General features: G+C 61.5%; 17 protein-coding genes. 13 read left to right on the top strand and 4 right to left on the bottom strand.

Annotated elements, in window-relative coordinates; translation table 11 throughout:
* Positions 1–95 precede the first annotated feature (95 nt).
* From MLC70_RS03320 to MLC70_RS03310, 3 genes are all read left to right on the top strand, one after another.
* Complete coding sequence (locus tag MLC70_RS03320) at positions 96–2,546, top strand: acyl-CoA dehydrogenase (protein ID WP_248181636.1); 2,451 nt, start codon at positions 96–98, stop codon at positions 2,544–2,546.
* Between the two features lie 17 nt (positions 2,547–2,563).
* Complete coding sequence (gene crcB, locus MLC70_RS03315; RefSeq protein WP_248181635.1) at positions 2,564–2,944, top strand: fluoride efflux transporter CrcB; 381 nt, start codon at positions 2,564–2,566, stop codon at positions 2,942–2,944.
* Between the two features lie 238 nt (positions 2,945–3,182).
* Positions 3,183–3,389 (top strand): cold-shock protein, encoded by a 207-nt coding sequence (locus tag MLC70_RS03310; RefSeq protein ID WP_041340064.1) that lies wholly within the window; start codon positions 3,183–3,185, stop codon positions 3,387–3,389.
* Between the two features lie 79 nt (positions 3,390–3,468).
* On the opposite strand, the gene MLC70_RS03305 is transcribed toward MLC70_RS03310, so the two are convergent.
* On the bottom strand, positions 3,469–4,272 hold the full coding sequence (locus MLC70_RS03305) for a dienelactone hydrolase family protein (RefSeq protein WP_248181634.1): 804 nt from the start codon (positions 4,270–4,272) through the stop codon (positions 3,469–3,471).
* Between the two features lie 171 nt (positions 4,273–4,443).
* Between MLC70_RS03305 and ald the strand changes: the two genes are divergently transcribed.
* From ald to MLC70_RS03285, 4 genes are all read left to right on the top strand, one after another.
* Positions 4,444–5,556, top strand: a complete 1,113-nt coding sequence (gene ald, locus MLC70_RS03300; protein WP_248181633.1) for an alanine dehydrogenase — start codon at positions 4,444–4,446, stop codon at positions 5,554–5,556.
* A 28-nt stretch (positions 5,557–5,584) separates the two neighbouring features.
* The gene (locus MLC70_RS03295; RefSeq protein WP_248181632.1) at positions 5,585–6,154 is read left to right on the top strand and encodes a glutathione S-transferase family protein; all 570 of its coding nucleotides are present in this window, start codon (positions 5,585–5,587) and stop codon (positions 6,152–6,154) included.
* Positions 6,155–6,246: 92 nt separating this feature from the next.
* Positions 6,247–6,855 (top strand): Yip1 family protein, encoded by a 609-nt coding sequence (locus MLC70_RS03290; RefSeq protein WP_248181631.1) that lies wholly within the window; start codon positions 6,247–6,249, stop codon positions 6,853–6,855.
* A gap of 94 nt (positions 6,856–6,949) precedes the next feature.
* Complete coding sequence (locus MLC70_RS03285; RefSeq protein WP_248181630.1) at positions 6,950–9,694, top strand: cation-translocating P-type ATPase; 2,745 nt, start codon at positions 6,950–6,952, stop codon at positions 9,692–9,694.
* On the opposite strand, the gene MLC70_RS03280 is transcribed toward MLC70_RS03285, so the two are convergent.
* A complete protein-coding gene (locus tag MLC70_RS03280) occupies positions 9,675–12,059 on the bottom strand; it encodes a phosphoketolase family protein (protein ID WP_248181629.1) in 2,385 nt (794 codons plus the stop codon). The two genes, MLC70_RS03285 and MLC70_RS03280, sit on opposite strands and share 20 nt — an antisense overlap.
* Positions 12,060–12,245: 186 nt before the next feature.
* On the opposite strand from MLC70_RS03280, the gene MLC70_RS03275 reads away from it, so the two are divergent.
* Positions 12,246–12,536, top strand: coding sequence for a type VI secretion system PAAR protein (locus tag MLC70_RS03275; protein WP_248181628.1), 291 nt, complete (start codon positions 12,246–12,248; stop codon positions 12,534–12,536).
* Here MLC70_RS03275 and MLC70_RS03270 read toward each other — a convergent pair.
* Positions 12,523–13,140, bottom strand: a complete 618-nt coding sequence (locus tag MLC70_RS03270; protein ID WP_248181627.1) for a TetR/AcrR family transcriptional regulator — start codon at positions 13,138–13,140, stop codon at positions 12,523–12,525. The two genes, MLC70_RS03275 and MLC70_RS03270, sit on opposite strands and share 14 nt — an antisense overlap.
* A 96-nt stretch (positions 13,141–13,236) precedes the next feature.
* On the opposite strand from MLC70_RS03270, the gene MLC70_RS03265 reads away from it, so the two are divergent.
* The 4 genes from MLC70_RS03265 (at position 13,237) to ilvD (ending at position 18,391) form a co-directional block, all read left to right on the top strand.
* A complete protein-coding gene (locus MLC70_RS03265) occupies positions 13,237–14,064 on the top strand; it encodes an SDR family NAD(P)-dependent oxidoreductase (RefSeq protein WP_248181626.1) in 828 nt (275 codons plus the stop codon).
* 48 nt (positions 14,065–14,112) lie between these two features.
* Positions 14,113–15,036, top strand: coding sequence for a ferritin family protein (locus MLC70_RS03260; RefSeq protein WP_248181625.1), 924 nt, complete (start codon positions 14,113–14,115; stop codon positions 15,034–15,036).
* A 68-nt stretch (positions 15,037–15,104) separates the two neighbouring features.
* Positions 15,105–16,643: a flavin-containing monooxygenase gene (locus MLC70_RS03255; protein WP_248181624.1), complete on the top strand. Its 1,539-nt coding sequence runs from the start codon at positions 15,105–15,107 to the stop codon at positions 16,641–16,643.
* Between the two features lie 71 nt (positions 16,644–16,714).
* Positions 16,715–18,391 carry a dihydroxy-acid dehydratase gene (ilvD, locus tag MLC70_RS03250; RefSeq protein WP_248181623.1) on the top strand — a complete coding sequence of 559 codons (1,677 nt, stop codon included), beginning with the start codon at positions 16,715–16,717 and terminating at the stop codon, positions 18,389–18,391.
* Here the strand turns inward: ilvD and MLC70_RS03245 are convergent.
* Entirely contained in the window at positions 18,304–20,982 is a 2,679-nt protein-coding gene (locus MLC70_RS03245) for an EAL domain-containing protein (protein ID WP_248181622.1), read from the bottom strand. The two genes, ilvD and MLC70_RS03245, sit on opposite strands and share 88 nt — an antisense overlap.
* Before the next feature lie 297 nt (positions 20,983–21,279).
* Here MLC70_RS03245 and pbpG point away from each other — a divergent pair, with 297 nt between their 5' ends.
* Positions 21,280–22,233 (top strand): D-alanyl-D-alanine endopeptidase, encoded by a 954-nt coding sequence (gene pbpG / locus MLC70_RS03240; protein ID WP_248181621.1) that lies wholly within the window; start codon positions 21,280–21,282, stop codon positions 22,231–22,233.
* Positions 22,234–22,243 lie beyond the last annotated feature (10 nt).

The following is a 22,243-nucleotide window of genomic DNA, read 5'->3' as shown; positions in this document are numbered from 1 at the left end:
GATGTGGTTACTGGTCAGCGATCATCTGATCGGGTAACTTGGACGTAACGTTTTACAGTCTTCACTATTCAATCCATGGATGACAGAGAGACCCTATGATGACTTTCATTCTGTTTTTGGTGGCGCTGGCCGGTCTGCTGACCGTGATGCGTCGTGAATCAGGTGCGAAACCGGCCATCGGTGTGATGGTGGTTGTCGGCCTGCTGTCACTGATTCTGGCCTCTGGCACCCTTGCCCTGATTCTGTTTATCGGCGCCGCTGTGACCGCCGCCGCAGGGCTGCCCGGGTTCCGCAAATCCTGGCTCACCCCCCGTGTATTCGCGATGTTCAAGAAGGTTGCACCGAAAGTGTCGGAAACCGAAAAAGTCGCGCTGGAAGCCGGTACTGTGGGCTGGGACGGTGAGCTGTTTACCGGTCAGCCGGACTGGCACAACCTGCTGATCAACCGGCACACCGGCCTGAGCGAGGAAGAGCAATCGTTCGTGGACAATCAGTGCTTGCAGGCCATCTCCATGTGCAACGCCTGGGACCTCGCCGTCGAGCGCGCCGATCTCCCGAAGGAGCTGTGGGATTTCCTCAAGAAAGAGGGATTCTTCGGCATGATCATTCCCAAGGAATACGGCGGCCTCGGTTTCTCCGCCAAGGCACAGACTGCGGTGCTGCAGAAGCTGGCCGCCAACGAAATGCTGATGGTCTCCGTCGGCGTGCCGAACTCTCTCGGTCCCGGCGAGCTGCTGGTCAAATACGGTACTGAAGAGCAGAAAAATCATTATCTGCCGCGTCTGGCGGACGGGCGCGAGATCCCTTGTTTCGGTCTCACCGGCCCCCGTGCCGGCTCCGACGCCACCTCGCTGCCGGATACCGGTATTGTCTGCAAGCAGAAAGTGGACGGCAAGGAAGTTCTGGGTATCCGCCTCAACTTCGAGAAGCGCTGGATCACCCTCGCACCCATCGCCACCGTCGTGGGACTGGCGTTCCGCATGTTTGACCCGGATGGCCTGTTGGGCGACAAAGAAGATCACGGCATTACCTGCGCTTTGATCCCCCGTGACACCAAGGGTATGGAAATCGGCCGTCGCCATTGCCCCATCGGCACACCGTTCATGAACGGGCCGATCATCGGCAAGGACGTCTTCATCCCGCTGGATTACATTATCGGTGGTCAGGACATGGCGGGCGAAGGCTGGCGCATGCTGGTTGAGTGTCTGTCGGTGGGACGCTGCATCACGCTGCCGTCCGGTGCGGCCGGCGCTGCAGCCTACGCTGTCGGCACTGCCGGTGGCTTCACCCGTATCCGTCGCCAGTTCAACACTCCGGTAGCGGACATGGAAGGTGTGCAGGAGCCGTTGGCGCGTATCGCCGCCAAGACCTACATCACCCAGGCTGCCGTCAATCACACCGCCAACATGATCGATAAGGGCGAGAAGCCGGCGGTGCCGTCGGCGATTCTCAAGTACCACCTCACCGAGTTCCAGCGTGGCATTGCGACTGACGCCATGGACGTTCACGGTGGCAAGACGGTGACCCTGGGGCCGCGTAACTATCTCGGTATCGGCTTCAGTGGTTCGGCGGTTGCCATCACGGTGGAGGGTGCCAACATCATGACCCGCAGCCTGATGATCTTCGGTCAGGGCGCGATTCGCTGCCATCCCTACGTGCTGCGGGAGTTGTCCGCCAAGGATAATGATGACATCGACGCGTTCGACGATGCGTTCTTTGGCCATGCCGGTCTGATCTTTGGTAACGCCGCCCGCGCCTTCACCCAGGCGCTGGGTGTGGGCCGTGCTGACGTGCCCTTCGACAGCGCTAGCCGTCGTTACGCGCAAGCCGTGGCCCGTTTCAGTGCCGCCTTCGGTCTGTGTGCGGATGCCGCCATGACCACCCTGGGCAGTGAACTGAAAATGCGCGAGCTGATCTCGGCGCGCCTCGGGGACATGTTGTCCAACCTCTACCTGGCGTCGATGGTGCTGAAAAATTGGCACGAAACTCAGCCGGTCGAGGGTGAGAAGGAAGTGATGGAGTACAGCCTCGGGCTGTTGCTGCACCGCACCGAGAGCGCACTGGACGAGTTCCTGCAGAACCTGCCCAACCGGCCGGTTGCGCTGGCGCTGCGGGCGGTGACGTTGCCGCTGGGCTGCCGCTGGGATCTGCCCCATGATGACCTGGCCCGCAAGCTGGCCCGTGCGATTTCCACCGATACGCCGATTCGCAGCAAGCTGACGGCCGCCACCTGGAACACCGATGGCGAAGGCACGGTGGAAAACCCGCTGGCCCGCTACAACGGACTGCTGAAGGACTACGACAAGGCCGAGCAGCTGTATCGCAAGGTCACCAAGGCCTACGCCAAGGGCGAGCTGCCAATGACCGCCTTGCACCCGGAGGAGCGGTTCGAATCGGCTCTGAAGGCGGGGGTCTACACCAAGGAAGAGGCCGACTTCATGCGCCAGTATGAAGCTGTGGTGTTGGAGATGCTGACCGTGGACGATTTCCCGTTCGACGAGTTTGCCAGCAACAAGGACACGCTGATTGACCACAACCCCGCGTAACCGGGCGAACCGCTGAAATGTGGTTATCGGTTGTTGCTGTGAGTGTTGGCGCCGTGATCGGCGCCAACCTTCGTTGGGCCCTCGGGCTATGGCTGAACGCCAGCTACCACGCCATTCCTCTGGGCACGCTGGTGGCCAATCTGGCTGGCAGTGCCCTGGTGGGCCTGCTGATCGGGTTCTTTATGCATGGCAGCGCTCTGGCGCCGGAGTGGCGGCTGTTTGCCATTACCGGTCTGTGCGGCGCCCTGACCACGTTTTCCACTTTCTCGCTGGAAATGTTTGCAGCCATCCAGGAAGGCAAGTGGGGGATGGCCCTCGCCGGCGTTCTGGCCCACGTGGTGGGCTCCATCCTCATGACCGCGCTGGGAATTTATGCCTTTGGGGTGTTGAGGGGGTGATGGGTACCTTTACCTACACATTTTATTGAAAAATACCCTTGGCAATCCCGGAAATCAGGAGTAGAGTGTTTTTCGTAGGAAAGATTAGTAAAGCATTTCATGAATAAGACGTACCTCCGCAGTTAGCAGTGACCGTCCTGTTTTTGATTCCGCGAATTCTGTTTTTCCGTGACACGCTGACCTTGCACCATGAGGGTGTTGGCAGCAGATAATATGATTGATTTCAGGAAATTTTAGTATGTCTACTACTACCGGTACTGTTAAGTTCTTCAACGAAGCTAAAGGCTTTGGCTTTATCACTCGTGAAGGCGGCCCGGACGTTTTTGTTCACTACAGCGCTATTCAGGGCAGCGGTTTCAAAACTCTGGCAGAAGGCCAGCAGGTTGAGTTCACCGTTACCCAGGGCCAGAAAGGTCCTCAGGCGGAGAACGTTACTGCTCTGTAAATAACAGAGGGTAACCGCCAAAAAGGCAGCCTCGGCTGCCTTTTTTTGTGCCTGAAGTTCACCGGGGGTTGCGGGTTGCTTACTCGGCGAAGATGGTTTCGTAAAACTCCAGGGTGCCGTTCCAGGAGCGGTCGGCGGCGGCCTGATCGAAGCCCACCGGCATGTTGAACTCGCTGGCTATGCGGTCTGCCCCGGGATTGGTAAACGAATGCAGAACGCCCGGGAAAGACACCAGCGTCAGGTCCACCTCGGCATCCTGCATTTCCTGCACCAGTCCGGCGACCTGATCTGAGGGCACCATCTTGTCGGCCCCGCCGGTATACACCTGAACCCGCGCGTTGACCTTGCCGGCCTCGGCCTTGATCGGGCTTGCCAGCGCGCCGTGGTAGCTCACCACCCCGTCAAGATCCAGCCCCAGTCTCGCCATGTTCAGCACGACGGCGCCACCGAAACAGTATCCCTGCGCGGCGATGCGCCCGCTGTCCACGCTCTCGTGGTCCTGCAGCAACTCCATGGCCGCGGTGAATCGCGCCTGCACCTGATCCAGGTCCCTGGTGGCTTCCTTCATGAATTTCTGTGCATCGTCCGGATGGTCAGCGAGTTTGCCGTCACCGTACATGTCCAGCGCAAACGCGGTGTATCCCGCTGCCGCCAGTCGCTCGGCCTGCTCGCGGGCGAATTCGTTGTGGCCCCACCATTCGTGGACAACCAGAACGCCGGGGCGCTTGCCATCGGCCTCGTCATCCCAGGCAAGGTAGCCGGTAAAGGTGGTGCCGTTAACGGTGTATTCGACGGTTTCTGTCTGCATTTCGGCGATGACCTGTGTGCTGGTCAGCGAAAAGGCCAGCGTGGTGGCGGAAAGGGTGGCGATCAAGGTTTTCATGTGCGTTCCTGCTCCTGTGTGCTGTGGTTGAGACGACGTCCTGGTATGTACGGGAAGGTCTGTTCAACCGATGCGTCCTGTCGGGTCTCCGTGACCCAGACCTTTTTACTACACTTTGTCAGGAGAATCACCGGTCAGGCTCATCGCTGCGCGGCAGCAACGGGGGAAATCATGAACATTGGTGTGCCGAGGGAAGTGAAAAACCACGAGTACCGGGTTGGCATGACGCCGGCCGCGGTAAGGGAGCTGGTGTCACACGGGCATACCGTGTTCGTGGAGACGTCTGCCGGTGCCGCGATCGGATTTACCGATGACCTATACCGGGCAGCGGGAGCGACCCTGGTGGATGACGGTGCAGCGGTGTTTGCCAATGCCGAGCTGATCGTCAAGGTCAAGGAGCCCCAGCGCGCGGAGCGAGCGCAGCTGAGCGATCGTCACACGCTGTTTACCTACCTCCATCTGGCAGCGGATCAGCCGCAGGCCGACGACCTGGTAAGCTCGGGGGCCACCTGCATCGCTTACGAGACCGTCACTGATCGCCACGGCCGGCTACCGTTGCTGGCGCCCATGTCAGAAGTGGCCGGGCGCATGGCGATTCAGGCCGGGGCCCATTGCCTGGAAAAAAATATGGGGGGGCGAGGAGTGTTGCTCGGGGGGGTGCCCGGCGTTGCTCCCGCCCGCGTGACGGTCATCGGTGGTGGCGTGGTGGGGCAGAATGCGGTTGCAATGGCGGTCGGGCTGGGCGCCCGGGTCACGGTGCTGGACCGCAACCTGGACGTGCTGAGGCAGCTTGACCAGCTCTATGGCAACCGCATCAGCACGCTGTTTTCCAACGCTGACACCCTGGAGAGCTCGGTAATCGAGGCCGATCTGGTCATTGGCGGTGTGCTGATTCCCGGGGCCTCGGCGCCGAAACTGGTCAGCCGCAACATGGTATCGCGGATGCCGGAAGGCAGCGTGATCGTGGATGTCGCCATCGATCAGGGCGGCTGCGCAGAAACCTCGAAGGCGACCACTCACGATGCACCCACGTTCATTGTGGATGGCGTGGTACATTACTGCGTGGCCAACATGCCCGGTGCGGTTGCCCGCACGTCCACGCTGGCGCTGAACAATGCTACCCTGCCGTTCATCGTGGCGCTGGCCAATCAGGGGGTCGTGGGTGCGCTGACGTCCGATGCTTACCTGCGTCGGGGTCTGAATGTCTTCCGAGGGAAGATGACCTACAGGGAGGTGGCAGAGGCGACCGGGTATGCCTACACCGATCCGGATAGCCTACTTTAATAATAAACTGTTGATCACTGGAGAGCACATGAAACTGATTGGTTCGACGACGTCGCCTTATGTTCGCCGCATTCGCATCCTGATGGATGAAGAGCCCTACGAATTCATCAACCTGGATATCTATGGTGAGGGCCGGGACGAATTGCGTCGCAACAATCCGGCTCTGAAAATCCCCATGCTGGAGAGCGACGGCCAGGATATTTATGACTCGCGGATCATCGCGCGTTACATCAGCGCCAAGCAGGGCCGCGATCCGCTGACCTGGAACCAGCAGAACCAGCTCACCCTGATCGACGCCGCCAACGATTCCGCGGTAACCCTGCTGTTGTCGGAGCGATCCGGCCTCGACACCGGCGCCGATGTCATGTTTTTCAATCTGCAGCGGGAGCGCATCATGACCACGCTGCGCACCCTTACAGCCCTGGTCGACGAGGGCGCGTTCGAGGATTGGAATTACCCGGCGATGTGTCTGTACTGCCTGGTGGACTGGCTCGATTTCCGCAGCCTGATAAGCTTCGAGGGTGTCGAGAGCTTGCTGTCATTCCGCGACCGTCACCAGCAGCGGCCCTGGGTGGCCGAGACCGACCCTCGCAATTGATCGGTATGACTGGAGCTTTTTGCCGTTCTGATCTAGCTTTCAGGTAGAAGCGTAACCAATAAGCGTCAATAACGACAAAAAGGAGAGCGGCAATGCTCCTGTCACATGCATTCGGTCTGTTTACTCATCCTGATGAAGAATGGGCGTCCATTCGCAGAGAACATGCGCCCCCTCGCCGTCTCTATGTGGCTTACGTACTGGTTCTGGCAGCCATTGCCCCGATCTGTGCGTACATTTCCACCGCGCATTTCGGTTGGACGGTCGGCAACGACCGGCTCATCAAAATGACCGAAATCAGCGCCATGCAACTCAGCGTGCTGACGTACCTGGCCATGCTGATCGGCGTCTTTGCTCTGGGCTACGCCATCAACTGGATGGCAAGAACCTACGGCGCGGCGGAAGAACAGGTGCCGTCCAACGGCATTGCGTTAGCGTCCTACTCCTGCACACCATTGTTCCTCGCCGGCTTCGCGCTGCTTTACCCGGTGCCCTGGTTCAATGCCCTCGTCTTTCTGTTGGCCGCCTGTTACGGCGCCTGGCTGATGTTTGACGGCTTGCCCATTGTCATGGGCATCGAGAAGGACCGCGCGGTGATGTACGGCGGCGCCCTGCTGACAGTGGCCCTGGTGATTCTGGTCTCCACCCGGGTGGGCTCGGTTCTGCTGTGGAACATGGGATTCGGCCCCGTATTCGTGAATTGACCGGGTTCATTGGCGCTGTTTTTGACCTGTAACAACCCGGCCGATGTCATGGCCGGGTTTCAATAGGAGCAGGAAAGCGCCAGGGAGCCGGTTCATGCCAACCTCAACACCCCCCAAACTGCCCGTTGGAACATCACCCCACGAGCCAGGTCGTGCCTGGCACACCCTGACAGCCACGGAAGCGCGACAGGCGCTGCAGGCTGCGGCACCCTTGCCGCAGGCCGAGGCGTCTGCGCGGCTGGTGCGCTGGGGCTATAACCGCTTACCGGAGGCCGCCCGGCGGGGTCCTCTGGCGCGGTTGGGCCGGCAACTTCGTAATTTCCTGATCTACGTTCTGGTCACCGCTGCCACCATCACCGCCATCCTCGGGCACTGGGTGGATACCGTGGTGATCCTGGCAGTGGTGGTGATTCAGGCGCTGGTCGGATTCATCCAGGAGGGGCGAGCCGAGCAGGCACTGGCGGCTATTCGGCACATGCTGGCGCCGAAAGCGCTGGTTCTGCGGGAGGATGGTCAGCACCGCATTGATGCCGCGGAACTGGTGCCCGGAGACACGGTGTTGCTGGAGTCGGGAGACCGGGTGCCCGCAGACCTGCGTCTGGAACGGTGTCACCATCTGAAGATCGACGAGGCCATTCTCACTGGCGAATCCGAACCGGTCGACAAGACGGACGATCCTGTGGCTGCCGATGCGGTTCTGGGCGATCATTACGGCATGGCATTCGCCGGCACTATGGTGGCTACCGGAACGGCCCGGGGGCTGGTGGTTCGAACCGGGGCAGAGACGGAGATCGGCCGCATCTCTGGCCTGCTGCAAGATACCGCCACTATGAAAACGCCGTTACTGGAACAGATCGACCGGTTTGCCCGTTACCTGTCGATACTGATCGTGGTCACCGGGTTGGGTATCTTCGCCGGCGGCCTGGTTTTCAGCGGGTTGCCCATGGCGGAGCTGTTCATGGCCGTGGTGGGGCTGACGGTGGCGGCGATTCCCGAAGGCTTGCCAGCGATACTCACCATCACCCTTGCCATCGGCGTGCGGCGCATGGCCGCCCGCCATGCAGTGGTGCGGAGGATGCCGGTGATTGAAACCCTGGGCGCGGTGTCGGTGATCTGTTCCGATAAGACCGGCACCCTGACCCGCAACGAGATGATGGTCACCAGCGTGGTGGTGGCTGGCCAGCGGCTCGATGTCAGTGGCGAGGGTTACGATCTGGAGGGCCGGTTGCAGGGCAGCGAGGTTGAGGCGGCGCAGTCGTCGGCGCTGTCAGAGCTGGCGCGTGCAGCGGCCCTGTGCAATGACGCCCAGCTCCGTCACCGGAACGGGGAAACCACCGTCGCGGGCGATCCGATGGAAGGCGCGCTCAAGGTGTTCGCCCACAAGGCAGAGTTCGACCTGGCACAGAGTGAGCAGGACTGGCCCCGGCTGGATGAAATTCCATTCGATACCCAGCACCAATTCATGGCCACCCTCAATCACGACCATCATGGCCACACGGTGGTGTACCTCAAAGGCGCGCCGGAACGGATCCTTGGCATGTGCCATGGTGTGGTCAGTGCTGACGGCGGTACCGGCGAACTGCACCGGGCGTCCTGGGAGACCGCCATCACGGAACTGGCCTCTGGCGGTTTGCGGGTGCTGGCCCTGGCCAGAAAGCCGGCCACCGCTCAGCACACGTTGTCGGTAGACGAAGTCGAAGAGGGGTTGGAGTTGCTGGGCCTGGTCGGATTGCTGGACCCGCCGCGTCAGGAGGCCATCCAGGCCATCCGCGACTGCCATGAGGCCGGTATCCGGGTCAAAATGATCACCGGTGATCACGCCATGACCGCCGGCGCCATTGCTGCCAGACTGGGGCTGGAAAACACCCGCCGGGTGGTGACCGGCCGCGAGCTGGACGCACTCAGCGATCCCGAGCTGATGGACCTTGCGGCGGAGGTGGACGTATTTGCGCGCACCAGCCCGGAACACAAGCTCCGGTTGGTGGAGGCGCTGCAGGCCCGTCATGGTGTTGTGGCCATGACCGGTGATGGCGTGAACGATGCTCCGGCCCTGAAGCGGGCGGACGTGGGCATCGCCATGGGGGTTAAGGGCTCGGAAGCGGCGAGGGAAGCGGCCGCGGTGGTATTGCTGGATGACAATTTTGCCAGTATCGCTGCCGCGGTGCAGGAGGGCCGCACCGTGTACGCCAATCTCAAGAAGGGCATTGCCTTCATGCTGCCCATCAACGGCGGCGAATCCATCAGTCTGATCACTGCTTTGTTGCTGGGGCTGACTCTCCCGATCACGGCCCTGCAGATTCTCTGGGTCAATCTGGTCAGCTCGGTGATGCTGGCGATGACTCTGGCGTTCGAGCCTCCGGAGCCGGGTGTCATGAAGCGTGCACCCAGGCCGCGGAACGAGCCCCTGCTGGCCGGGTTTGTGGTGTGGCGGGTGGTGTTCGTGTCGTTGCTGTTCCTTGCAGGTATCTTCGCCGCCTGGTACTGGGCCATGCATCACACCGGCGATCAGGCCATCGCACGGACGCTCGCGGTCAACACCCTGGTGGCGATGGAAGTGTTCTATCTGTTTGCCGTGCGCTACCTGGACTCACCCTCCATCACCCTCAAGGGCGTCCTGGGTACGCCGGTGGTGGTGCTGGCAGTGACCGGTGTGGCGGTGCTGCAGCTGATTTTCACCTATCTGCCGCTGTTCCACCGTACCTTCGGCAGCGCAGCGTTGGGGTTGACGCAGTTGCTGTTTGCCTTCGGTGCCGGGGTGACCGTGTTGGTGATTCTGGAGCTGGAGACCGCCTTGCGGGCGAGGCGTAAACCGGGCGCGTCTAGCCCGGCCCTCGAGTGATCACGCCGGGGTCACCGCGCCCCTCAACAGCCGCCAGCTCGGCACTGGACAGCCATTCGCCGGGTGGCCGTTCCGTGACTAGGGCACAGGCTGACAGCGCATGGGCCCAGGAACAGCGGTTGGCGAACAGCATGCCGGCCTCGTTCAGGGTGCCGCCGCGATTGATGTAGCCCAGCACCCGGGAATGGCGCGGCTCGGGGAAGAGAGGGTGCAGATGACCTCGGAACACCTCCGGCCGCATGTGGGTCAGGGCCACGCGGCAGTGAAGGCGGAATGGAAACAGTCGCTCCCGTTCAAACTCGGACAGACAGGCCGTAGCCTCGTGGACATCCCGAGGCTGGCGAAACCGGGCCGGCTCCTGCAGATAGACCAGGCGGAACGGTGTGCCGGTTTCACGCAGCCGTTCGCAAGCGCGCATCAGCTCCGACAACTGGTAGGCGCCGTTGGCAATCAGCAGCACCGGTTCGCCGCTGGAGGTATCTTCGTCCACCACTAAGGCGCCGTTGCGGGCGAGGGCCCGGGCCTCGGTCTCGTTGAACACGCAGGGGCGGTCCCGTTTGGGTATGACCATGCAGGTCAGGGTGCCGCGGCCCCGGTAGATGCCGGGCAGCACCGCCAGCGTGCTGTTGTAGTCAGCGGGAAACACCACCCGCGATACGTCGTTCATTTCCCCCAGCAAGGCTTCACAGAACGTCGTGTCCTGATGGGATTGCTCGTTCTTGCCGTTTTCCCAGGTGTGGGAGGTGGCAATCACCGGAAAGCCCAGCCAGCGGGCGGGCCTATTCACTTCCCGCTGATGGCGGGCAAAAATCAGTTCCTGACGGATGGCGCCCAGCATTTTCACGCAGAACGCCTCGTAACTGGCCACCAGGTTCAATCCCGCCTTGTTGCCGAGACAGGCCGAAACCACCGCTTCCTCATTGAGCGCGGTGATCACCCGGCCCTGCACCGACTCCTGATCACTTTCCGGGTTGTTGACCCGGTGTTTGAGCTGATTAAGTACCCTGCTGAGCCGGTTGCTGGCCAGTTCATCCGGGTTGCCCACCCGCGCTCGCAGGTGGGGATTGGCATCCACCAGCGCGGTAAAGAAATCGTCGACGGCCTGCATCGGCGAACATCCGGTGCTGACCTGGGGCAGGTGCGGTATTTGTGGCTCCGGCGGGTTCCGCGTTGCCAGGGCGTGATCCCGTTCCAGCGGACGTTGCTGGTGAACGTGCTGATTGAGCTGTTGCACACAGGTTGCCAGCTCGTCCGGTGCCACCCACAGCGTATCGGCGTGGCTCTGGAACAGCTCTCGCGCCTTGGCATCCACGCGCGGGCTGCCGGGCAGCGGCAGGTTGTGGGCCGCGTTGCTGCCAGCGCCATAGAAACCGAACCCCTTGACGGTCTCGGCAATGCCGTAGGGTACCCGAACCGGGTAGACCTGCTCGCCCTTGATCGCCCGCCGGCCGTTGGCGGCGAGGGTGTTCTCCATATCAAACAGCACGCAGACGAAGGCAGCGGGGTCGCGGCCATCGAAGCGTACCGGGGCGAAGCCGCGGTCGGACAGGTGCTCCTCGAATCGCTCGAGACCGGCGCGGGTGCCCAGCTCTGTGCGCTGCTCGATTCTGCGGCCGTTGGCGATCATGATCGGCATCACCGTGCCGCAGTCTTCAGCCCGCCACCAGCGGGGAACCCAGTCACTGCCGCGCTGTTCCTCGGCCGCGCCGTCGGACAGGAAGGCCACCAGGGATTCCCCGGGCAGGGGCATGTGGGCGTACTGCAGTTCGGCGAACCCGAGATAGCCGCCCTCGATAATGCCCCCGGCGGTGTGGGGATTGACGTGGCTTCCAAGGGGGGCGGCCATGCCGCCATCCGGCCGCTGGCGATAGCTGTAGAAATCGGATACCAGTGCTGACAGCCCCTCGGGGCCATGGTAGCGGCTGAGCTGCTCCGGGTGCAGGTTGCCGGTGAGCACGTTGAGGGCGTCGATGGCGGCCACGCAATGACCCTGACCCATCAGCCAGCTGCGGGTCTGCCCGGTCAGGTTGTTGAGTGCCAGGTAAGCGGCATAGGCCGGCACCATGTTCAGTGCGCCGCCGGTGTGGCCCTCCGGAAAGTGTTTGAAATCGCGCGGCTGCAGCGGCTGGCCGCTGATATCCACCCGCTGTGTGTAGGTCATGTGGGCGACCAGCCACAGACCGGCACTGGTCAGGCGATCGAGTGCGCTCAGCTTGCGGAATACCGCCTCGGTGTCCGGCTGCTGGCCGTTGGCCACCAGTGCCTCTGCCATGGCTCTGGCGCGGGTGCAGGTGGTCGGGGAATGCCGTATAACACCGTAGCCGTGTCGCCAGAGCTCGAACTCCGGATGGCCGGTTGATGACATGGTGTGCCTCCATGGCGTTTGGGTATGGCAGAATTGTAGAAGATGGGCTCGGGACCGCCTTTGACGCAGGTCATCCCCTGACGCATCCGGTGCGGGTGAGACCTGGTCGTTTGGCAGTGACAGCGATTGGCTTTAAGATAGGCCGCAAGACATGAAGACAGTCACGGACGATAAGGACTTCTGGGAATGAGCAAAGCGATTGTTTTGTTGGGTGACCTCGGCACCGATCATGAGGGCTTTCCGCCCACCCCCCTCATTGCGGGGTCTCCCGATGTGCTGGTGGACGGTAAACCGGTTGCCCGGGTCGGCGATCCCCTCGCCATGCACTCCAAGCCCAAACACCCGCCTCACCCTCGCGCGGTGGCCGCAGGCTCAGCAAGCGTGCTGATCAACGGCATACCCGCTGCCGTCACCGGGAGCGCCATTACCTGCGGTGGCGTCACCGTCGGCAGCGGCAGTGTGATTATCGGTCGCTGACCAGGGCCATTTCGCGCTCGGTGTAGTGGCCCACCATATCCGCCAGCCCCCCGGCCAGTTCGTCGAAGGTGATGGGCGGGGCCGGATCGCACAGGTGCCGCACCACCGAGTAGATGCCGCCGTTGATCATGATGTAACTCATGGTCGGGATGTTGCGGATCTTCAGCGTTTCCGGGTGGTGCATCAGATACTGGGTGACCAGTTCCGACAGGGTTTTCTGCAGCGGTTCCACGTGTTGCTCGAAATCCAGCGCCATGGCGTAACGGGCGCATTTCAGGTAGCGCTCGTTGTTGGCCTGCAGGAAATCGCGGAAGTGGGCGAGCAGATCGAGCACCGCCTCTTTAATCGGTTTCCGAACAATGGTGGGAATCAGGGGCTGGATCATTCCAATGGTGTCGGCCACAAAGCGCTCGCTCATGACCTGAAAGATCTCTTCCTTGTTCTCGAAGTACTCATACAGTGAGCCCACGCCAACTCCTGCAATATCAGCGATTTGCCGGGTTGTGGTGGCCGCTGGTCCGCGCTCTGCCATGGCAATGAAGCCCGCTTCGACAATGGCGTCCACGGTGGCTTTGGCGCGTTGCTGCACAGGTTTTCTGGCCATAATTTTTCCGAATTGATTCCGAACAAGCGTTCGCTTTATGGTGAGTGAATCATTCGCTCATTGTCAAAGTGTAGGTACTCCATGTTTGGAAGTCGTTTGCCCAACAAACCCAGCCGCGGCGCCGCTGCGGTCGTAACCGGTGCCGGCAGTGGTATCGGCCGTGCGTTCGCACTGGAAATTGCCCGTCGTGGCGGTACTGTGCTGTGTTCGGATATCAATCTGGCCACCGCCGAGGAGACCGTGGCTCTGATCAAGGAGCTGGGAGGTCAGGCCTGGGCGTTCAAATGTGACGTCAGCAAGCTCAATCAGGTCGAGGCCCTGGCCGACGAGGCCGAGCGGGTGTTGCCCGCGCCGGTCAGCCTGGTGATCAACAACGCCGGCGTCGGTGTCGGCGGCAAGCCGGTCGGTGAGGCCACCATGGCCGACTGGAAATGGACCCTGGGGATCAACCTCTGGGGCGTGATTCACGGTTGTCATGTGTTTACTCCGAAACTGAAAGAGCTGGGCCATGGCGGCATTATCAATGTGGCGTCCACCGCGAGCTTTTCGGCCGCCCCGCTGATGGGCGCCTACAACGTCACTAAAGCCGGTGCCCTGGCACTGACCGAGACCATGGCAGCCGAGCTGGCCGGTTCCGGCATCTCGGTAACGGCGTTGTGCCCGACGCTGGTGAAAACCAACATCAAGGCCAACGGCCGCATCATCGGGGAATCCTCGAAGCTGTTCGACCGCCTGATGGATCGTTTCGGCATGTCGCCGGAGCGGGTGGTGAACGATGCCCTGAACGCTCTGGACCGGGGCGATCTGTACGTCATGCCGCAGTTCGATGCGCGCATGATCTGGCGCGCCAAGCGTCTGATTCCACGCACCTATGCCCTCGGCACCGGGCTGATCAACCGGTTCGGTGTCAGCCGCTTGCACTGACTGAGCCGGGCCGATCCACCCTGATCCGATCTGAAAGGAAGGCACGTTATGGCGACTATCGATCTCGACAAGATGCTGGAGAAAATCAAGGACAGCCAGTGGGCGCTGGCGGACATTGACTGGGAGGCCCCGGGTGCTGACAAGATCAGCCCGGAGCAGTGGCCCAAGCTGAAGGCGTTCATGTCGGACCTGATGTGGATCGAGCACGTCGGCGCCCGCGGCTTTGCAGCGATGGCGAAGAAGGCCCCGACCGACACCCTGCGGGAGATTTACACCTATTTCCATGCCGAAGAGCAGCGTCATGCCAATGCTGAAATGGCTCTGATGCGCCGTTGGGGCATGCTCGAAGGGGATGAGTTGCCGGAACCGAACATCAATCTGCGACTGACCATCGAGTGGCTGGACCGCTACAGCGATGATATGCCGCTGGAGGTGCTGGGTTCGGTGATTCCGATGCTGGAGATTGCCCTGGACGGCGCGCTGCTGAAATTCCTGCTGGAGGAGGTGGACGATCCCCTGTGTCACGAGGTGTTCGCGAAGATCAACGGCGATGAGTCGCGGCATCTGGGGGTGGATTTCCATGTTATGGAAATGCTGGGCCGCGGCAAGCTGCATCAACTGGCGGTGAAAACGATCGGTACCGTGGCCAACCCCAAACTGATTCTCGGGGTGCTGGCCTACGCGCCGCTGCTCAACAAGATGCGGGACAACATTGTCGCCATGGGGCTGAAGGAAGAGCGCCTGTATGACGCGATGAACAAGTATGAGCGCATTGGCGGTCGTACTGAGGAGGGGCGCCGCAATCCCTGGTTCCAGATCATCAGCCAGCACGGAAAGATGGTGGTAAATCGCTCGCATCCGTACCACGTGCCGGTGGATGCGTTGGTGAAGCTGACCAGTTTTATTCCCAACCGGGCGGTAGGGCCGGTGCCGACCTGGGTCAAGGGGCTGACCTGGCGCACCACGGCCTGACTCTGTTTGCCCCAGCTATGGAGTGAGGCGAGGGATGGGGGTCGCTTTGTTGAAATTGAGAGAGTGTTATGACGACTGTTGTTGAGAAAGCCAAAACTGCTCCACGTAAGAGAAAGGCGACCCGGCAGGGGACTTCTGAACCGGTTAAGCAGGATGTTCATGAGGTGCTGATCGTTGGGGCGGGCTTCGGTGGTCTCGGCACGGCGTTGCGGTTGCAGCAGGACGGCATCCGCGATGTGGTGATTCTGGAGCGGGCCGCTGACATCGGTGGTACCTGGCGGGACAACACCTACCCGGGGGCGGCCTGTGACATTCCGTCGAATCTGTATTCGTTCTCCTTTGCGCCGAATCCGGACTGGTCGCGGAGTTTTTCCGGCAGTGGAGAGATTCTGAAGTATGTTCACTACCTGGCGGACAGGTTCAATCTGCGACGGATGGTGCGGCTCAACCGGAATGTCACCGGGCTGGAATACGACGAAGCCGCCGGGGTGTGGTCGGCGGTCACGGCGTCCGGGGAGGTGTTCCGCGGCCGGTCGGTGGTGATGGCGCAGGGGCCATTGTCGAACCCCGGGTTGCCAAAGATTGCGGGTATTGATTCGTTCAAGGGTCACACGGTGCACAGCGCGCAGTGGGATCATGAGTATGATTTCACCGGCAAGCGGGTGGCGGTGATTGGCACCGGAGCGAGTGCAGTGCAGATTATTCCGGCGCTGGTGCCTCAGGCGGCGAAGCTGAAGGTGTTTCAGCGTACTCCCGGCTGGGTGCTGCCGAAGCCGGATTTTGCCACCCCGGGCTGGAACCGGACGTTGTTCCGCAAGGTCCCGGCCAGTCAGGCGGCGGTGCGCAAGGCGCTGTATCTGGGCCATGAGTCGGTGGCGCTGGGTATTGTGTGGAATTCACCGTTGACCCGGGTGGTGGAGAAGGTGGCCGAAGCGCATCTGAACCGGCAGGTCAAGGATCCCTGGATGCGTCGTCAGTTGAAGCCGGATTTCCGCATCGGCTGCAAGCGGGTGCTGATGTCCAGTGATTATTACCCGGCCCTGCAGCAGGACAACTGCGAGCTGGTGACCTGGCCGATTGCCAGGATCAGCGAACAGGGCATCCGCACCGCCGAGGGCATCGAGCATCAGTTCGACTGCATTGTGTTTGCTACCGGCTTCGATGTCAGCAACGCCGGCACGCCCTTCCCGGTCAGGGGCGTCGGTGGCCGGGAGCTGGGCCAGGAATGGCACCGCGGTGCGCAGGCCTACAAGAGCATCAATGTGTCCGGTTACCCCAACCTGCACATGACCTTTGGCCCCAACTCCGGGCCGGGGCACAACTCGGCGCTGGTGTACATGGAGTCGCAGATTGAGTACATCCTGAAAGCCGTCAGGGTGCTGCGCGCGCTGGAGATCAAGGCGCTGGATGTGAAGTCCCATATCCAGGCCCGCCATAACCGGGAAATCCAGAAGCGGCTGGCGAAGACCAACTGGAATTCCGGCTGCAAGAGCTGGTACCTCACCGAAGACGGCTTCAACGCCACCATGTATCCGGGGTTTGCCACCCAGTATGCGCGGCAGATGGCGTCTCTGGACCTCAAGGACTATGCGCTGATCCGCGCCTGAGAAGCGTTGTTGTGAGACGGTTTTTCTGACAATCTGAATCGGACCTGTAGCCGATCAGCAAGGAGAGACCCATGACAGAGGACAAGCGCCGTCGTTATTCCGCCCCGGTGGTGGATGGCATAGGCAAGTCTGCCAGCCGTGCCATGTTGCGTGCCGTGGGCTTTACCGATGAGGATTTCCGCAAACCCCAGGTGGGCATCGCCTCCACCTGGAGTAACCTCACCCCCTGCAACATGCACATCAACCGCCTGGCGGAGGAGTCGGCGGCCGGCGCCGACGAGGCCGGTGGCAAAGCGCTGATTTTCAACACCATCACCGTGTCCGACGGTATCGCCAACGGTACCGAGGGCATGAAGTACTCGCTGGTGTCCCGTGAAGTCATCGCCGATTCCATTGAAACCACCGCCGGTTGTGAAGGCTTTGACGGTCTGGTGGCCATCGGTGGCTGTGACAAGAACATGCCGGGCTGCATTATGGGCCTGGCGCGGCTGAACCGCCCGTCGGTGTTTGTTTACGGCGGCACCATCATGCCCGGCGAAAATCACACTGACATCATTTCGGTGTTCGAGGCGGTGGGTGCCCACGCCCGCGGCGACCTGGATCTGATCGAGGTGAAACAGATCGAGGAAACCGCGATTCCCGGCCCCGGTTCCTGTGGCGGTATGTACACCGCCAACACCATGGCCTCGGCCATCGAGGCCATGGGCATGAGCCTGCCGGGCAGTTCGGCCCAGAATGCGGTATCCGGGTCCAAGGCCGAGGATTGCCGGGCCGCCGGTGCGGCGGTACTGAACCTGCTGGACAAAGACATCAAACCCTCGGATGTGATGACCCGGGAGGCATTCGAGAACGCCATTACCGTGGTGATCGCCCTGGGGGGCTCCACCAACGCGGTGCTGCATCTGCTGGCCATGGCCAGCACCGTAGGAGTGGAGCTGTCGCTGGACGATTTTGTGGAGATCGGCCGGCGGGTGCCGGTGCTGGCGGACCTGCGCCCTAGCGGCCACTACATGATGTCGGAGCTGGTGGCCATCGGCGGTATCCAGCCGCTGATGAAAATGCTGCTGGATCGTGGCCTGCTGCACGGTGATTGCCTGACGGTCACCGGCCGGACTCTGGCTGAAAACCTTCAGGCAGTGGCTCCCTATCCGCAGGATCAGAACATCATTCACGCCTTCGACAACCCCATCAAGGCCGACAGCCACCTGCGCATTCTGTTCGGCAATCTGGCGCCCACCGGCGCGGTCGCCAAGATCACCGGTAAGGAAGGCACGCACTTTACCGGCCGCGCAAGGGTGTTCCATTCCGAAGAGGAGGCTCAGGAGCGGATTCTCGATGGCACGGTGGTGGCCGGGGATGTGCTGGTGATCCGTTACGAGGGCCCCAAAGGAGGGCCAGGCATGCGCGAGATGCTCAGCCCTACATCGGCCATCATGGGCAAGGGCCTGGGCAGCGATGTGGCGTTGATTACCGATGGCCGCTTCTCCGGTGGCAGTCATGGCTTCGTGGTGGGGCACATCACGCCAGAAGCGGCCGAAGGTGGCCCGATTGCCCTGGTGGAGGATGGCGACACCATCACCATCGATGCGGTCAGCAACCGCATTGAGCTGGATGTGCCGGACTCGGAACTGGAGCAACGGCTCAGTGCCTGGCAGGCGCCTCAGCCACGATTCACCCGGGGGGTGCTGGCGAAATACGCCCGTACGGTCAGCTCGGCGTCTCTGGGTGCGGTGACGGATCTGCCATGAGCCGTTGCGGCCGGCCCCCAGTAGAAGCCCTGGCCGTGGAGGCCCGGGAACTGCTGAAGCCACGCGGCCACGGCCTGGGTTTCTACCCCTTCCACCACCATGTCCAGATCCAGCGCTTCCCCCAGTTCCAGCGTGGCACGGAAGATCCGCTGGCGGGTGGGGTGCTCCAGGATGTCCTTGAGGAAACTGCGGTCGATCTTGAGCTCGTCCAGATCAAAACGGGCGAGGGTGCCCAGTGATGAGTGGCCGGTGCCGAAATCATCAAGGGCGATGCGAAAGCCCAGGTTGCTGAGGGTGTGGATCATCACGCGAGCGGCCTCGGGATCCGCCATCATCGCGGTTTCGGTAATTTCCAGAATCAGGTCGCCCGGGGTCATCCCGTGCCGCTGAGTGATCTCCAGCACCTCCCGATCAAAGTGCGGCTGGGCCAGGTCCTTGGCGGAAATATTTACCGCAATGGCGACCGTGGATCCGTGATGCGCCGCCAGCCGGCGGTGATCGCCGCAGGCGTGGTTGATGACCCACAGCGTGACCGGATGAATCATGCCGACCTGTTCCGCCAGCGGTACCCAGTGGTCTGGCGGCACGCGGCCGAACTCCGGGTGCTGCCAGCGAATCAGTGCCTCCACCGAGTTGACCCGGCCTTCGCGAATATGGACCTTGGGCTGATACTCCAGCCACATGTGGCCGTTGGCCAGCGCGTCTTCTACGTCGAGCATCAGGATCTGCTGGCGGTACTGCCACTCCGCGATTGACGGGTCGTACTCGCAGAGAATGCGATCGCCGTTGAGTGAGGCAAAGCCGGCGGAAGACAGCAGGCCGGCCGCATCCGGACCATGTTCCGGGGCGTGGGCGGCACCCACCGACGGGCTCCAGGAAAACGCAAAGCGCCCTTCCCTGAAATTCCGGCCAAGCCAGGACACCACATCTTCCAGTGTCTGTCGGTCGCCGGCCGTGTCATCGCTGCGGTGGAAAGCAAAGGCGTGGTTGACGGTGTCGATGCTGGCCAGGGCAAAGCCGTTAACCATCACCAGGCGGGTACTGAAGGACCGCTTCAGAAAGCTGTTGAGGCGGCGCAGGTAGATTTTCAGCAGTTCCTCGGCGGTGCGGTAGCCGAGCGCCTGCTCAATTTCATTGAAGCGGGTGAGGCGCACAATGCACAGGGTGTAGGGCGTTGCCGCTGCATTAAGGGTGTCCAGTGATTCCTCGAGCATGGCGCGGTTGGGTTTGCCGGTTACCCGATGGGTTTTCAGCAGCCGATCATAATCTTGCTCAATCCTTGACCGCAGCTGCTCCTCCTGACGGGCACGCACATCGGAATGCAGTCTTCGTTTTCGTTCCTCAAGTAGCAACCGTCCCACGCCGGAGGTCAGAACCAGGGAGGCGATGGCGGCACCGAGGAAAAAGGCCGAGTCGGTGAGGTCGTTGACCGGCACCCAACCCACGGTGCGAAGGGACGATGCAGTGGCCCCGCTCAGGATGACCAGAATGGCCAGGCCGTAATAGCGGGCGTACACATGGCGGTGCAGCTGCCGGCCCACCACCGCCAGTATGAACAGGCCGGTCAGGGTGGCCAGCACCAGTAAAGTACCCTGACCGGGGAAGGGCAGCCCCAGTGGCGCGGCAATCAGAATGACGAACGCGGCGATACTGAAGCCGTGCAGCACCGACGTGATGTACCGTGGAATCGACAGAAAGTTTGGGGTGAACTGGCACAGGGCGATCAGGCACAGCGGAAGGCTGACATTCAACAGATTGTTGATCTGTGGCCAGCCCGGCCACAGAAACCACAGGCCAAAGCCGTCCATGACCAGCTGGCTGTGCATGACCCCCACCATAAACACACTGAGCCAGGCCAGACCGGGGCGTCGAAGCATCACCACAATACTGATGTTGAAGAGCAGGGCGAAGGCCAGTAACCCAGCGATGAAGGCCTTCCAGGCCAGAGTAAAGGCGGTATGTCCGAGGATGTCCTCTGGCTTGTGAACCGAGAGGGGCAGCAGGGTAGGCCCGGAATTTTCCACTTCAAACAGAAAGGTGGTGGTGCCCGGGTTCAGTGTCACCGGCCAGATCCACTGCGGCAGTTTGAAGTAACGGCGCTGGAACGCGTGCCTGTCGCCCATAACCGGCAGGCGTTCCACGCGGGCTTCCGGCGTCACCATGGCAGGGCGGATGCGGTCGAGAAACGGGGCCGACACCACCAGCAGCTTGATGACCGGTTCCTCCGAGGTATTCTCCAACGAGAACCGGAACGTCGCGGGCTGGTTCAGATAACCGATGCCGGTGTGGTTCTCCGGTGTGGAGGTCCAGGGCGCGACCGCCGCCTGTTGCGGAGCGCTCAGCGCCTGATCGAGGGATTGCAGAGAAAACTCGGTGCGAACGTGAATCAGATCAGCGTCGGGCGGCGCGGTGGCCAGCCCGTGCCGCGGATCAACGCTGTTGATCGACGGTGACAGCGACAGTGCGGCGACACCGTAGAAAACGCTGAATATCAGCGAGCTCAGCGGGAGCCAGCGCCGGGCCAGTTTTGGCAGACGCCGCCACGGGGTTCCTGCGCGGGCTTGCGTTGTCGGGCTCGCGGATGAGTCCATTCAGGGGAAAATCCTGCGTTGTCGGAATGTCGAGCTGGCAGTTACACCTTGATTACACGATGTAATAATCTGCAACATTATGAAATTGCAGTAATTTTACTGCATTTTATAGTGTTTTGCATTTGCTGTTTTAAACGCCTGGGTGAGAACTGTGAATGCGTGCACGTCCCTGTTGGTCGGCACGAACCTGACGGAGTGTTAATGGTTTGTGGCGGCGGCGCTCATTCTCCTGGTGTCATTCGCTGGTATAGTAGCCACCGTGAATGAAGCCACAGAAATGAAGTCAGAGGTTGATGGATGATCCGAAGTGCCTTGTCAGGCCTGATGCTGTTGTTGCTGAGTGCGGTTATGAGCCAGGCCTACGCCCACAATACGGGTGCCCGCAGTCAGAGTGAGGGCGGCGAAGCGAGTGTGGTTCAGTTGGCGTCTGTCAACGCGGCCGTTACTTTCGCCGGTGACAACGACCTGGTTTACGGCAAGAACGCCGACCGGATCGTGCCCATCGCTTCCATCACCAAACTGATGACGGCACTGGTGGTACTGGATTCCGGCGTACCGCTCAATGAATGGCTGGTGTTCGAGAAACGCCACATACCGGCGCCGGCCAATGCCTATACCCGTATTCGTGTGGGCTCGGAGCTGCGGCGTTCGGACGTGTTGCGAATCGCTCTGATGTCCTCGGAGAATTTTGCGGCCTACACCCTGGCCCGTCAGCATCCCGGTGGCTTCGATGCGTTTGTTCGCGCCATGAATGAAAAGGCGCTGGCATTGGGCATGACCCGTTCCCGGTTTGTGGATCCGACCGGACTCTCGGTGCACAACACCTCCACCGCGGCGGACCTTGTCAAACTGGCCAATGCCGCGGCACGCCACCCGCAGATTGGCGACTATTCGACCACCCGCTATTTCTCCGCCAGCTTCCGCCAGCCCCGATATAGCCTGTCCTATGGCAACACCAACATTCTCGTGCATCGGGACAGTTGGGGCGTAAGTCTGAGCAAGACCGGCTACCTGTCCGAAGCGGGCCGCTGCCTGGTCATGGTGTCCAACATGAACGGCAAACAGGTGGTGACGGTGCTACTGGATTCGCTTGGCACCCGCTCACCGATCGGCGATGCCGGCCGCATCCGCAACTGGCTGGATACCGGCGCAACCGGCCGCGTTGCGGCGGCGGCCAAGGCGTATGAGCAGGAGAAAAACGCGATCTATGCCGAGGGCGGTCAGACGCAACAGCCGGCGAGCTCAAACTGACAGGGAGTGG

Source organism: Marinobacter goseongensis (assembly GCF_023156235.1).
Classification (GTDB): Bacteria; Pseudomonadota; Gammaproteobacteria; order Pseudomonadales; family Oleiphilaceae; genus Marinobacter; species Marinobacter goseongensis.
This window is presented reverse-complemented; position numbering and strand designations above follow the sequence as displayed.